General features: G+C 62.8%; 1 protein-coding gene. It reads left to right on the top strand.

Annotation, left to right across the window (positions count from 1 at the left end; all coding sequences use genetic code 11):
- The coding region (locus tag IM725_RS20230) for a sugar phosphate nucleotidyltransferase (protein ID WP_265335018.1) at nt 1-231 on the top strand (231 nt) is incomplete at both ends.

Here is a 231-nt window from a genome sequence, read left to right as displayed (position 1 = left end):
CGCAATGGGGGCTGAACCTGAAATACGCGGTGCAGCCCAGCCCGGACGGGCTGGCGCAGGCTTTTCTGATTGGGGAGCAGTTTATTGGCAACGGCCCAAGCGCTCTGGTGCTGGGGGACAACATCTTCTACGGCCACGATCTCGCCCCGGTGATGCGCCAAGCCGATGCGCAGCCCAATGGCGCGACGGTCTTTGCGTATCACGTTCACGACCCGGAACGCTATGGTGTCG

Origin of the sequence: Ramlibacter aquaticus, assembly GCF_015159745.1 — a bacterium.
Taxonomy (GTDB): Bacteria; Pseudomonadota; Gammaproteobacteria; order Burkholderiales; family Burkholderiaceae_C; genus Ramlibacter; species Ramlibacter aquaticus.
Note: the sequence above shows the minus strand (reverse complement) of the source record. Positions and strands in the feature narration are given on the sequence as shown.